Genomic DNA, 13312 nt, shown 5'->3' on the forward strand with positions numbered 1-13312 from the left:
AGGGTCTCGGTCTTTTCGTTCCCGGTCGGGCGGAGCCGACGACCAGGGGAGCGCCGGGCCCGCCCGCAGACTTCGCGCGCCGCCACCACGGCGTCACCGGTCTCGGAGGCAGGTCGGGCGGTCGTCCGGGCCGTTCCAGGGTCAAGAGGCGTCGCAAGAGGCCCCCGGGACATGCTCGGCCCTCTGACGCCGCGGCCTTCTCGCGAGCCGCCGGCTCCTCGACAGCGGCGGCCATCTCCCGCTTGTCGTCACCGCGATGACGGTATCCAATGAATGGAGAAGGGCAGGTGTTATTGGAGGGTTACAGGACGATGGCGGAAGCGCTATCTCTTTTGACCTATACCGAAAGAATTCGACGGTGTTTGGGAACCGAACGCATTCCTGTCGATTGCGTCGCGCCGCCATTGTACTGTCCCGCTGCCGGCCACGGCAGGGAGACGACCGAATCATGAAGACGACGATGCTCGCGGCATGCGCCGCCGGGGTGATGCTGCTCGCCGCCGCGCCGGTGCGGGCCGAGACGACGGAGTGTGCCGTGGTCACCGAGCGCCAGATCGAGGGCCTGTTCGATCGCTGGAACACGTCGCTGGCGACGCTCGACCCGGCGAAGGTCACGGCGAACTACGCGCCCGATGCCGTGCTGCTGCCGACCGTGTCCAACACGCCGCGCACCGACCGGGCGATGATCCAGGACTACTTCGTGCACTTCCTGGAGAAGCACCCGCAGGGCGTCATCAACACCCGCACGGTCAAGGTCGGCTGCAACCTGGCGACCGATGTCGGGACCTACACCTTCCTGATCGACGGGAAGAATCCGGGCGAGCACGTGGTGGTGCCGGCGCGCTACAGCTTCATCTACGTGCTGAAGGACGGCGAGTGGCTGATCGCGCACCACCATTCCTCGGCGATGCCGGAGCCGGTCGTCACCGCCACCGCCGCCGCCAAGGATCACTGAGGCTCAAGGATCACTGAGGCTGCCGAATCATACCAACGGCCCAAGATTCAAAGGCCCAAGATTCAAAGGCCCAAGATTCAAAGGCCCAAGATCCGACGGCCCAAGATGCTGACGCATCGAGGGACCGACGGGATCACTCCGCCGGCTGGTGCCGGGCCGCCTCCCCCTCCGGCGGGTGGGCCGTGCGGCGGCCGCGGCGGAGCGACAGGACGAGGCGGGTCGCACCGGTGCCGAGGCGGTCCATGTAGAGGTAGAGCACCGGCGTGATGAACAGGGTGAGGAGCTGCGAGACCAGGAGCCCGCCCACCACCGCAACGCCGAGGGGCTGGCGCAGCTCGGCGCTGGCGCCGTGGCCGATGGCGATCGGCAGGGTGCCCATCACGGCCGCCGCCGTGGTCATCATGATCGGGCGGAAGCGCAAAGAGCAGGCTTCGCGGATCGCCGCCGCCGGGCTCCAGCCCTGCTCGCGCTGGAGCACCAGGGCGACGTCGATCATCATGATGGCGTTCTTCTTCACGATGCCGATCAGCATCAAGACGCCGATGATCGCGATCACCGAGAGGTCCATCCCGTAGAGCTGGAGCGCGCCGAGCGCCCCGATCGCCGCCGCCGGCAGCCCGGTCAGGATGGTGAGCGGGTGGATGAAGCTCTCGTAGAGGATGCCGAGCACGAGGTAGATGGTGATGACGGCGGCGGCCAGCAGCAGCCCCTGGTTCGCCAGCGCGTCCTGGAACACCTGGGCGGTGCCGGCGAACGTCGTCGTGATGGTGCCCGGCACCCCGAGCGAGTCCTTGATCGCGGCGATGCGGTTGACCGCCTGGCCGAGGGCGACGCCGGGGGCGAGGTCGAACGAGATCGTCACCGCCGGCAGGAGCCCGAGCTGGTTGACCGAGAGCGGGCCCGGCACCCGGGTGACGCTCGCCACCGCCGAGAGCGGGACGAGCTTGCCGTTCGCGGCGCGCAGGCGGATCTCGTCGAGCCGGTCGGCGGTCCAGTTCAGGCGCGGGTCGAACTCGGTGATCACCTGGTAGCTGTCGGCGGTGCCGTAGATGGTCGAGATCTGGCGGGTGCCGAAGCCGGTATAGAGGGTCTGGCGGATCTGGTCGGAGGTGATGCCGAGCGCCTGCGCCTTGTCGGTGTCGACCGTGACCTTGGCCTGGAGCGCGGCGTTCTGGAGGTCGCTGGTGACGCCCGTGAAGGTGGCGCGGTCCTTCGCCAAGGCTTCGGTCAACCGCTCGGACCAGCGCTCCAGCTCGGGCCGGTTCAGCCCCTGCACCACGTATTGGTACTGGCTCTTCGACTGGCGCCCGCCGAGGCGCAGGTTCTGCACCGGGGTGATGAAGGACGTGAGGCCCGGCACCGCGGCGAGGTCCCGGCGCAGCTCCGCGATGGTGCGGGCGAGCGGCGGACGCAGCTCCCGGTCCTTGAGTTCGACGAAGAACGAGCCCTGGTTGAGGGTGCCGGAGAAGCCGTTCGAGCCCGCCCGGCTCACCACGTGGGCCACCGCCGGATGGCGGGCGAGGATCACCTCGGCCTCGTGCTGGAGCGCGGTCATCGCGTCGAAGGACACGTCCTGGCCCGCCTCCGTGGCGATCTGGAGCTGGCCGATATCCTCCGAGGGGAAGAAGCCCTTCGGGATGACGACGAACATCCAGGCGGTGAGCGCCACGCTGGCGAAGAACACCAGCAGCACCGCGAAGGGCCAGCGCAGGCAGAGGTCGACGCCGCGCTCGTAAGCGCCTTGCATCCGGGAAAAGCTGCGCTCGAACAGGTTCTTCTTCTGCCCATGCCCGGCGGCATCGGCCGGCAGGCGGGCGGCGAGCATCGGGGTGAGCGTCAGCGAGATCACCGCCGAGGCGACGATGGCGATCGTCACCACGATGGCGAATTCGTTGAAGATCCGTCCGACGACCCCGCCCATCAGCAGGACCGGAATGAACACCGCGACGAGCGAGATGGTGATCGACAGGATGGTGAAGCCGATCTCGCCCGCGCCCTTCAGCGCCGCCTCGAACGGCTTCATCCCCTCCTCGACGTGCCGGACGATGTTCTCCAGCATCACGATCGCGTCGTCGACGACGAGGCCGACCGCCAGGGTGAGGCCGAGCAGCGAGATGTTGTCGATCGAATAGCCGAGCAGGTACATCGCCCCGAAGGTCGCGATGATCGAGATCGGCACCGCGACCGAGGGGATCAGCGTCGCGGCGAGCCGGCCGAGGAACAGGTAGATCACCGCGACGACGAGCACGATGGTGAGCACCAGCGTGAACTGCACGTCGTGCACCGCCTCGCGGATCGAGAGCGAGCGGTCGTTGACGACGGCGATGCTGCCGCTCGCGCCCAGCTGTTCCTGGAACTTCGGCAGCATGGCCCGCACCCGGTCGACCACGTCGACCGTGTTGGCGTCGGGCTGGCGCTGGACGGCGAGCACCAGGCCGCGGGTGCCGTCCTTCCACGAGGCGATGCGGTTGTTCTCGACCGAATCGATGACGCGCGCGACCTCGCCGAGGCGCACCGGCCGGCCGTTGCGCAAAGCCACGATCACGTTGCGGAACCCGTCGGCGTTCATCAGCTGGGTGTTGGTCTGGATGGTGAGGTTCTGCCCCCTGCCCTCGACCACGCCGACCGGCGTCGAGGTGTTGGCGTTCTGGATCGCCGCCTGCACCTCGTCGACGCCGATGCCGCGGGCGGCGAGCACGTTGGGATCGAGCTGGACCCGCACCGCGAATTTCTGGCTGCCATAGACCAGCACTTGGCCCACACCCGTGATGGTCGAGAGCGAGGGCGAGATCACCGTCTGGGCGAAGGCGTCGAGCGTCGGCAGCGGCGTCGTCTCGCTCGACAGAGCGAGCAGGATCACCGGCGCGTCGGCGGGGTTGAGCTTGCGGAAGCTCGGCGGGATGGTCAGCTCGACCGGCAGCCGGCGTAAGGTCCGGGTGATCGCCGCCTGCACGTCGGCGGCGGCCTGGTCGATGTTGCGCGACAGCTCGAACTCGACGGTGATCGAGGTGAAGCCCTGGTAGTTCGTCGCCGAGATCGTGGCGATCGACGGGATGGTGGAGAATTCCTTGATCAGCGGCGTCGCCACGGACGCCGCCATCGAGTCCGGCGAGGCGCCGGGCAGCTGCGCGGTGACCGAGATGGTCGGGAAATCCACGGTCGGCAGGGCCGCCACCGGCAGGAAGCGGTAGGCGAACAGCCCCGACAGCGTCAGGGCGATCGACAGCAGGATCGTGGCGACGGGCCGGCGGATGAACGGGGCCGAGAGGTTCATCGGACTACTCGATCCGGGTCGGGGCGCCGGCGGCAGCCTGCGCCTCGGTCGCGTCCTGCGGCCGTTCGGTGACGGGCAGGCCGGCGCGGACCCGGAACTGGCCCTCGACCACCACCCGCTCGCCGGGCTTCAGCCCCAGGCTCAGGGCGGCGCGGCCGTCGCGGGAGGTGATCACCTCGACAGTGCGGCGCTCGGCCGTGCGGTCGGGCCGCACCACCCAGACGAAGCTGCCCTCCTGCCCGGGTTGCACCGCCGCCTGCGGCACCGTCACGGTGCCGGGCCGCCGGCCGAGATCGACCTCGATCCGCACGTACTGGCCGGGCCAGAGCCGGTCGTCCTCGTTGGGGAACAGGGCCCAGGCGGTGACGGTGCCGGAGGCCTGATCGACGCTCGAATCGACGAAGGAGAGCCGCCCGACCGCCAGCACCGCCTCGCCGCCGCTTGGATAGACCCGGACCGGCGCGGTGCCGGGACGGCCGAGAGCCGCCCGCAGCCCGTCGAGGTCGCGCTCGGGCAGCGAGAAGGTGGCGCGCAAGGGGCGCATCTGCGTGATCGTGACGAGGCCGGTCCCGGCGGATTCGTTGCCCTTGACGAGGTTGCCGGTGGTGACCAGCACCCGCCCGAGGCGGCCGGCGATCGGCGCCCGCACGGTGGTGTAGTCGAGCCGGACCGTGTCGGCCTCGATCGCGGCCAACGACGCCGCGACGTTCGCCGCCGCCACCTTGGCCTCGGCGGAGGCGATGTCGAACTGCGCCTGCGAGGCGGAGTTGCGCGACAGCAATTCGCCGACGCGGCGGACGTCGTTCTGGGTGCGGACCTGGGTCGCTTGGTCGCGGGCCAAAGCCGCCTCGTCGCGGGCGATCTGGGCCCGGATCTCGCGGTCGTCGAGGCGGTAGAGCACGTCGCCGGCCTTCACCACCTGGCCGTCGCGGGCGAGCTGCTCGACGATGACCCCGTCGATGCGCGGACGCACGATCACGCTCGCCATCGGCTCGACCCAGCCCACCGCCGAGCGGGTGAGCGCGAGGTCGGTGACGCCCGCCGCCACCGTGGTGACGACCGGACGGGACGCGGCGGGGTTCGGCGGCGGCGGGGCCGGCGGGGCATAGGCCACCGGCAGGTGCTCCGGCAGGTGCCGGGCGAGATCGGCCGGCAGCGCGCCCCGGGCCGTGCTCCAGGCGGCGCGGGTGTCGCCGCCATGGCGTTGCACGAGCCAGCCCGCCCCGCCCGCAACGAGCGCCAGGAGGACGAGGACGAGGCGGATCATCAGGGCGCTCCGTTGCGCGGCGCGGACGGCGCGCCGAGGCCGTTGAGGAAGAAATCGGCCACTGCGACTGACGCGGGCGGACGCCGGCCGGTGCCGTGCACCGCCATGCGGATGCCGCCGAGGATCATCAGCACCGCGAGGTCGATGTCGGGCACGTGCAGCTCGCCAGCCGTGACCCCGGCGCGCAGGAGGTCGGCCAGCGCATCGCGCAAGCCGTCGAAGCCCTCGCGCAGGACCCGCCGGCTGCGCTCGCCGAACTCGGCGCCGCGCCCCTCGATGGCGGTCAGCGCCGGCGAGAGCGCGCCGATGCGCTCCAGCACCAGCCCGACCGCGGAGCGCAGCCGCGCGGCGGCGTCCGTCGCCGGAATCGCCGCGATCGCGTCCCGCAACTCCGCCAGCGTCCAGGCCAGGCCGTCGATGAACAGGGCTTCCTTGGTGGGGAAGTAGCGGTAGAGCGTGGGCTTGGCGACGCCGGCCGCCGCGGCGACCGCGTCCATGTGCACGGCCGCGTAGGGCAGGCCCGAGAACAGCTCCATCCCGGCTTCGAGGATGCGGCGCCGCCGCCTGGGGTCGAGCAGCTTGCAGGCGACCGGCTGCGCGGCGGCGGCACGCGCGAGCCGGAGGCGATCGACGGGGTGGGCGGCGTCGCTCATGAAGCCCTAACTGAACTGGCGGGTTCAGTTAGGGGTGCGGCGCATCGCGCTGGCAAGCTGAGGTTTCTGCGACACGAAGGCGCAATAGGAGCGAAACGGGAATGGCCGGTTCCGGCACATCCTGGGGATGTGCTGTCGGCATCTTGCAACGGGCAGCCTGGTCGTGGATCGACACGCAGCCAGGCTCGATCGATCGAATCGATCGGGCGGCGGTCTCTCTGCAATCGAGCGTATGATTGAAATCGATACTGGTCGGTCGGCTGGCGGGTCATCGCATGGGCGAGAGCATCGGCTCTGGACGTGGCCCCGACCGTGCCTCGGGATGGTGGGGGGCGTCGAGGCGCCGCCGCAGGTCCTCGTCGCGTGCGCCCTCGGCCTGATCAGAGGCCGAGAGCGCAGACGTGAGACAATCGAGACCGGCCGAGGGTCACACCAGATGGATGGCGTGCGGCGCGAACAGCCCGATCGCCAGCATGGCGATCCCCGCGACGCCCAAAGCCCCGCCCGCGAAGGCGAGCGCCGCGATGCCGGTGATGACCTGGGCGGAGGCGAGCACGATGCCAATCTGGAAGGCAGCCGAGCCGATTTCGTAATGATGGTAGCGCTCGAGCGCGAGGTCGCGCTTCTCCTCGGCCTTCTTGGCCTTGGCGGCGAGTTCCTTGCGGCCGTCGCCCGAGGACGGGTCGGAGTCCCAGCGCGCCATGGTCTTGGCCCAGTCCTCGACCTGCTTCTTCACCGCTTCCGGGGAGGCGCCGGGATCGAGGGCGATCTGCTCCCCGGCGGTCTTCAGGATCGTGGTGCGGATCGTGCGGGCCTGGAAATAGGCCCAGAGATTCGAGGATTCGACGTTGGCGCTCAGCGCCTCGGTCTGCGCGCTCTTCGCCAGGGTCTCGCCGAGGGCGAGGAACAGAGCCAGAACCGAGATCAGCAGCGCAACCTTCTTGTTGGAGCTGTCGACCGCTCCGTGACCACCCGACATCGTCGTCTCCCCTCTAGCGGCCATGACGGGCGCGCGCCGCGCCCAGACTGGCGAAACCCTGCGACAGGACGAAGAACAGCCGCACCGCGCCAGCGGCGAATCGGCGGCCCGGGCGTCTTCATAGCCGGGCCGTGGCGGCACGCCAGCCCCCCGCTTGCGGCCGTCGGCCGGACCGGGCAGGCCCTGGGCAGCGGCCCCGGGCACGGGGCCGGCCCGGAGAGACGCCCCGCCATGCCGCACGCCCGTTCCCTCGCCCGCTCCCTCGCGCCGCTCCTCGCGGTCCCTCTCGCCGCCCTCCCCGCCCGGGCCGCGGGGCCGGACTGGCCCGACACCTATCTCTCCCGCGTCGAGGCCGTGGCGGTGGTGCAGAGCCTCAACGCCGCCCTGCTGGCGAGCCGCAGCGCCACCGCGACGCTCGAAGGCTGGTGCGCCGCCCACCACATGGCCGAGACGCCGCGCCTCGCCGCCCGGCTCGACCGGGGCGTCGACAAGCCGGCGAGCCCGGAGACCCGCAAGCGCCTCGCGGTCGGGCCGGACGAGCCCCTGCGCTACCGCCGGGTGCGGCTCGCCTGCGGCGACCATGTGCTGTCGGAGGCCGACAACTGGTACGTGCCCGCCCGCCTGACCCCGGAGATGAACCGCCTGCTGGAGACCACCGACACGCCGTTCGGCCGGGCGGTGGCGCCCCTCGGCACCACCCGCCAGACGGTCGGGTCCGAGCCGCTGTGGCAGCCCCTGCCCGAGGGCTGGGACCAGGCGGCGCCCCCGGCCCCGTCCTGCGGCAGCCTCGCCGTGCCCGAGCACCTGTTCAGCCACCGCGCGGTGCTGTTCACGGCCGAGCGGCAGCCATTCTCGGAGGTGGTCGAGACCTATACCCGCGAGGTCCTGGACTTCCGCCGCGCAGCCCGCCCGGCCGACCCGGCCTGTCCGAAGCCCTGATCGCCGCGCCCGGCACGCCTCGTCCCGACGCCGAGCGTCGGTTCAGCGCGGCGCCAGCGCCGCGTCGAGCCCCGCGAGGTGGCGCGCCGCCGCCGCGGCCGCGTCGCGCTCGACGGCGCGGTAGCTGGCGACCAGCCGCTCGCCGAGCGGCGTCACCCGGGCGCCCCCGCCGCGGCGCCCCCCGGCCTGGCCCGCCACGACCGGCTCGGCGAAGGCTCGGTTCAGCTCGTCGACCAGCAGCCAGGCCCGGCGATACGACATCCCGAGCGCGCGACCTGCCGCCGAGATCGAGCCGTGGGCGGCGATGGCCTCGAGCAGGTGGATCTTGCCGGGCCCGACCCGGATCCCGGGGGCGAGGTCGATGCGGAGGCTGAGGGTGGGCATGGCGGGCCTCGGTGGCGGTCGCGCCGGGCACGACATCGGGATTCCTCTACCGCGCCCGGCGGCGCGCGCCACGGTCTTCGGCTCCGTGGTTCGACCCTCAGGCCGGCACCGGCCCTCCACCACGGCCGGTGCCGGCGACACAGGCTGGCGAAATCGGTGCGGGGCGCGGCCCGCCGCTTGACCCGTGCCCAAGCGTGGCCTTACGCGAGAGCCATGCCGAAGGAGAGGACAAGCCGACTCGCCTGCCGTGCGGTGATCGCCGTCGCCGCGCTGTACGCGCTCGTCCTTCAGGCTTTCCTCGCGGGTGCGCTGGTCACCGTCCAGCCGGGCCTGCCCCACATCCTTTGCGCGCCGGAGGCCGGCGCCGCGCCCGATGCCCCGGCCGGGACGCCGGCCGGTCACAGCCATCTCGATTGCTGCACGGCGGCCCACGGCGCAGGCGTCGTGACGGCGCCGCTTCCGGATTCCACGCTCGTCGCCTGGCCCATCCGCCGGAGCGTCGGCGTGACGTGGCGTCCTGAGGTCCCGGCCCCTGCCCGCGCCCCGCCCGGGGTCAGCGCCAGTGCCCGAGCGCCTCCCGTCCTCTGACCGATCGCCCGTCCCGGTCAGTCAGATGATGGATTCCAGCCATGCCTCGCCTTCCGCGGGTCGCGCCCTGTGCCGCCCTGCTCGCCCTGTTGCTCGCCACCACCTCGCTTCGCGCGCAGACCGTCGCCGCGACCACCATTCCCCTCGACCAGATCACGGTCGCGGGCGCCGCTCCCCCGGATGCCGGCACGGGGGCCCGCCCCGGCGAGACCGCCGGATCCGTGACGGTGCCGAGCGTCGCCCGGCAGCGCGCCGCCGTGAACGCCACCGTCGGCTCCGTCGCCTTCGTGGATGCCGCCGACTTCCAGAACCGCTACGCCAACACCCTGCGCGACGTCCTCAAGGACACGCCCGGCGTCTTCGTGCAGGAACGCTACGGCCAGGAATTGCGCTTGTCGGTGCGCGGGTCGGGCGTCGCCCGCGCCTTCCACCTGCGCGGCATCGAGCTGTTGCAGGACGGCATTCCGCTCAACCTCGCCGATGGCAGCGGCGACTTCTACCAGATCGATCCGCTCGCCCTGCGCTCGATCGAGGTCTACAAGGGCGGCAACGCCCTCACCTTCGGGGCGACGACGCTCGGCGGCGCGATCAACGTCGTCACGCCGACCGCCTACACCGCCTTGGCGCCCAACATCCTGCGCATCGACGGCGGCAGCTTCAACACGATCCGCGAGAGCTTCCAGTTCTCCCGCATCGCGGGTCCGGCGGACTTCCTGATCAGCGGGACCGCGACGAACTCGGACGGCTACCGCACCCACGAGACCCAGCGCACCCAGAACCTCAACGCCAATCTCGGCTACCGGCTGGCGCCGGGCGTCGAGACGCGGTTCTACATCGGCTCCTACAACACCGACCAGAAGCTGCCCGGCACTCTGTCGCTGTTCGACGCGCTCAACAACCCGCAACGCGCGAACCCGGCGGCGATCAGCGGCAACCAGTCCCGGCAGGTCGAGACCCAGCGCATCGCCAACCGGACCTCGTTCCTGCTCGATGTCGGCAAGCTCGACATCGACACCTGGGCGATCCACAAGTCCCTCTATCATCCGATCTTCCAGGTCATCGACCAGGATGGCTGGACCTACGGGATCGCGCCGCGCTGGGCCGGCACCGTCGATGTCGGCGGCTACCGCAACGACATGATCCTCGGCCTGCGCGCCTTCGCGGGCCAGAATTCGGCGTTGCAATTCACCAACGTCGCCGGCCAGCGCGGCGGCCAGACCCTCCGCGCGCTCCAGAGCGCCTCGAACTACGAAGCTTATGGCGAGAACCGGTTCTGGTTCCTGCCCGACATGGCCCTGATGACCGGCGCCAAGCTGTTTTCCTCGAACCGGACCTACAGCAACAAGGGCGGCTTTGCCGCCAACCCGACGGTCCAGTTCGGCAACGCGACCTATGAGGGGATCAACCCGAAGCTCGGGCTGCTGTGGCAGCCGCTGCCGGACATTCAGGTGTTCGGCGACATCACCCGCTCGCGCGACGTGCCGGATTTCAGCGACCTCGCGCAGTCGAACCTGCTGCGGACCACTTTCGTGCCGCTGGAGGCCCAGCGCGCCTGGACCTACGAGGCCGGCACCCGCGGCCGCATCGACCGCCTGGCCTGGGACGTCACCGCCTATCGCTCGGAATTGCGCGAGGAGCTGATCAATTTCTCGATCAATCCCGGCCTCAACATCCCGGCCGCGACCTTCAACGCGCCCCGCACCCTCCATCAGGGCATCGAGGCGGCGGTCTCGCTTGAGGTGGCGCGGGACCTGACCGGCATCGGCGACACCGTCAGCCTGACGCAGATCTGGACCCACAACGACTTCCGCTTCGTGCGCGATCCGGTCTTCGGCAACAACCGGATCGCCGGCATTCCCGACGACGTGCTGCGCACGGTGCTCGGCTACGTCCATCCGAGCGGCTTCTACCTCTCGCCCTCGGTGGACTGGGTCCCGCGCGGCGCCTTCGCCGACCACGCCAACACCCTGCGGGTGCCGGGCTACGCGCTGTTCAACGTCCAGACCGGCATCGACTTCAAGAACGGGGTGTCGCTCTTCGTCGATGCCCGCAACCTCACCGACGAGCGCTACATCTCGGACATCTCCGTGGTCACCAATGCGGCGACCGCGGCGGGCGGCGCCGCGGCGCTGGCGGCCTTCTACCCCGGCAACGGTCGCAGCGTGTTCGCGGGCATCCGGGCCGCGTTCTGAAGCCCTTCGCCCGGGGCTCCTTGTCCCGCGCCACCTGCATCTTGCCTGCCGGACGCGTGCGCCGGCAGGCGGTGAGCGGGTGTGCCCCGCATCGCCTCGGGAGCGTCGGCCCTCGCGCCCTCTCCCCGGATTGCCCACGGCCGGACCGTCCGATCTCAACGGCTTTCCCTGTCCCGTCCCAATCCGGCCGGCGCGTTCGCCTTGCCCCGATCAGGGCGCATGGATCGACCAGTCAGCGATTGACAATCTGACATGTCAGTGAGATACGACTGACATGAAACAGCGTGACCAGGCTTACGATGCCTTCGTCCAGCAATTGCTGGGCGGGCGGCTGGCGCCGGGCTCCTTCGTGACGCAGCGCGAGCTGGTGGCGCTCACCGGCCTGCCGCTCGGCGCGGTGCGCGAGATGATCCCGCGGCTCGAAGCCGATGGGCTGATCTCGACCCTGCCGCAGCGCGGGCTCCAGGTCGCCGCGGTCGATCTGCGGCTGGTCCACGAGGCGTTCCAGCTCCGGGAGATCATCGAGACCGCGGCGGTGGCGCATTTCGCCCGCACCGCCCCGGCCGCGCTGGTGGCCTCCCTGCGGGCCGCCCATGCGCGGATCAGCGCGCAGGCCGCGGAGGGCGTCACCGAGGCGCTGATCGCCGAGGCGCAAGCCACCGATTGGGGCTTCCACGACGCGCTCGTCGCCCATCTGGGCAACGGCCTCGTCTCGGAGATCCACCGGGTCAACCTCATCCGCATCCGGGTCATCATGCAGAGCCGCGTCGCGCTCTCGCCCGAGGTGCTGCCCCCCGCCTTCGCCGAGCACGCCGCGGTCCTGGCGGCGGTGGAGGCGCGCGACGCGGACGGCGCGGTGGCGGCCCTGCGCCGGCACCTCGACACCTCGCGCCGCCGGGCGCTCGGGCTCGAGACCGGCCGAGAGGCCGACCGGCGCGACGCGCCCGCATCCGTCGATACGAACGGGCGCGACGCGCCCGCATCCCTGGACACGAACGGGCGCGACGCGCCCGCATCCCTGGACACGAACGGGCGCGACGCGCCCGCATCCCTGGACACGGACGGGCGCGAAGCGCCCTCTCGGAGGACCGCATGAGCAACGCCATCACCGGCCTGTGGGTCGCCCTCGCCACGCCGCTCGACGCGACCGGCGCGGTCGATCACGGCGCCCTCGTGCGTCACGTCCGGTTCCTGATGGAGCGGGGCTGCGACGGCGTGGTGCCGTTCGGGACCACCGGGGAGGGCACCTCGTTCTCGGGCCTCGAGCGCCTCGCGGCGGTCGAAGCCCTGCTCGCCGCCGGGATCCCGGCGGCGCAGATCGGCCTCGGCACCGGCACCCCGGCGATTCCCGACAGCGTCGCGCTGACCAAAGCGGCGCTCGGCCTCGGCCTCACCCATGTCCTGGTGCTGCCGCCCTATTTCTACCGCGACGTGACCGAGGCCGGGATCGTCGACGCCTTCGCGGCGATCCTCGACGGCGTCGGCGACGACCGGTTGCGGGCGACGCTCTACCACATCCCGCAGACCTCCGGCGTCGGCCTGCCCCCGGCGGCGGTGGCGCGCTTACGGGCCCGCTATGGCCAGCTGGTGGCCGGGGTGAAGGACAGTTCGGGCGATTTCGCCCAGTTCCGGGCCTTCCGGGCGGCGGCGCCCGAGGTCGCGGTCTGCATCGGCAACGAGGCCGATATCGGCCGGGCGCTCGCCGAGGGCGGGGTCGGGACGATCTGCGGGATGGCCAACCTCGCGCCGGACCTGGTCCGGGCGATGTTCACCGATCCCGCCGCCGCCGAGCCGATGCGGGCGGCGATCGGCCTGATCCGCGGGCCGTTCGTGCCGGTGCTGAAAGCCGCCATGGCGGCGATGACCGGCGAGGCCGCGTTCGGCCGGGTGCGCCCCCCGCTGGTCGCGGCGGAGGCTGCGATCGGGCAGCGCATCGCTGGGGAGATCGCCGGCCTGTCGCGCGCCGCGGCGGCGTGAAATTTGTAAGAGCCTGACGGATCGTCTCCGACCGAACTGGCACCCTCCGGGTCATTCCGGGGGCGTGAAAGCGGAGCCCGGAATGACCCGGTGGATCTTGATCC

At 71.2% G+C, this 13312-nt stretch carries 11 protein-coding genes; 6 read left to right on the plus strand and 5 right to left on the minus strand.

The window, feature by feature from the left end; genetic code table 11:
* Positions 1–448: 448 nt before the first annotated feature.
* Entirely contained in the window at positions 449–955 is a 507-nt protein-coding gene (locus VP06_RS13985; RefSeq protein WP_048464388.1) for an SgcJ/EcaC family oxidoreductase, read from the plus strand.
* Positions 956–1088: 133 nt separating this feature from the next.
* On the opposite strand, the gene VP06_RS13990 is transcribed toward VP06_RS13985, so the two are convergent.
* The 4 genes from VP06_RS13990 to VP06_RS14005 form a co-directional block, all read right to left on the minus strand.
* Complete coding sequence (locus VP06_RS13990) at positions 1089–4229, minus strand: efflux RND transporter permease subunit (protein ID WP_048464389.1); 3141 nt, start codon at positions 4227–4229, stop codon at positions 1089–1091.
* A 4-nt stretch (positions 4230–4233) separates the two neighbouring features.
* Positions 4234–5496: an efflux RND transporter periplasmic adaptor subunit gene (locus VP06_RS13995; RefSeq protein WP_048464390.1), complete on the minus strand. Its 1263-nt coding sequence runs from the start codon at positions 5494–5496 to the stop codon at positions 4234–4236.
* Positions 5496–6149 carry a TetR/AcrR family transcriptional regulator gene (locus tag VP06_RS14000; RefSeq protein WP_048464391.1) on the minus strand — a complete coding sequence of 218 codons (654 nt, stop codon included), beginning with the start codon at positions 6147–6149 and terminating at the stop codon, positions 5496–5498. The genes VP06_RS13995 and VP06_RS14000 overlap by 1 nt, the downstream gene beginning before the upstream one ends.
* Positions 6150–6576: 427 nt before the next feature.
* Positions 6577–7128: a DUF4337 domain-containing protein gene (locus VP06_RS14005; RefSeq protein ID WP_048464392.1), complete on the minus strand. Its 552-nt coding sequence runs from the start codon at positions 7126–7128 to the stop codon at positions 6577–6579.
* 231 nt (positions 7129–7359) lie between these two features.
* On the opposite strand from VP06_RS14005, the gene VP06_RS14010 reads away from it, so the two are divergent.
* Entirely contained in the window at positions 7360–8067 is a 708-nt protein-coding gene (locus VP06_RS14010) for a hypothetical protein (protein WP_048464393.1), read from the plus strand.
* 42 nt (positions 8068–8109) lie between these two features.
* On the opposite strand, the gene VP06_RS14015 is transcribed toward VP06_RS14010, so the two are convergent.
* Entirely contained in the window at positions 8110–8451 is a 342-nt protein-coding gene (locus VP06_RS14015) for a winged helix-turn-helix domain-containing protein (RefSeq protein WP_048464394.1), read from the minus strand.
* Between the two features lie 213 nt (positions 8452–8664).
* Here VP06_RS14015 and VP06_RS14020 point away from each other — a divergent pair, with 213 nt between their 5' ends.
* From VP06_RS14020 to VP06_RS14035, 4 genes are all read left to right on the plus strand, one after another.
* Positions 8665–9039 carry a hypothetical protein gene (locus VP06_RS14020; RefSeq protein ID WP_048464395.1) on the plus strand — a complete coding sequence of 125 codons (375 nt, stop codon included), beginning with the start codon at positions 8665–8667 and terminating at the stop codon, positions 9037–9039.
* Positions 9040–9080: 41 nt separating this feature from the next.
* Entirely contained in the window at positions 9081–11231 is a 2151-nt protein-coding gene (locus VP06_RS14025) for a TonB-dependent receptor family protein (RefSeq protein WP_048464396.1), read from the plus strand.
* A 274-nt stretch (positions 11232–11505) separates the two neighbouring features.
* Entirely contained in the window at positions 11506–12327 is an 822-nt protein-coding gene (locus VP06_RS14030; protein WP_063928389.1) for a GntR family transcriptional regulator, read from the plus strand.
* The gene (locus tag VP06_RS14035; RefSeq protein ID WP_048464397.1) at positions 12324–13208 is read left to right on the plus strand and encodes a dihydrodipicolinate synthase family protein; all 885 of its coding nucleotides are present in this window, start codon (positions 12324–12326) and stop codon (positions 13206–13208) included. Before VP06_RS14030 ends, VP06_RS14035 begins: the two co-directional genes overlap by 4 nt.
* Positions 13209–13312 lie beyond the last annotated feature (104 nt).

The sequence above is a fragment of the Methylobacterium aquaticum genome, assembly GCF_001043915.1.
Taxonomy (GTDB): Bacteria; Pseudomonadota; Alphaproteobacteria; order Rhizobiales; family Beijerinckiaceae; genus Methylobacterium; species Methylobacterium aquaticum.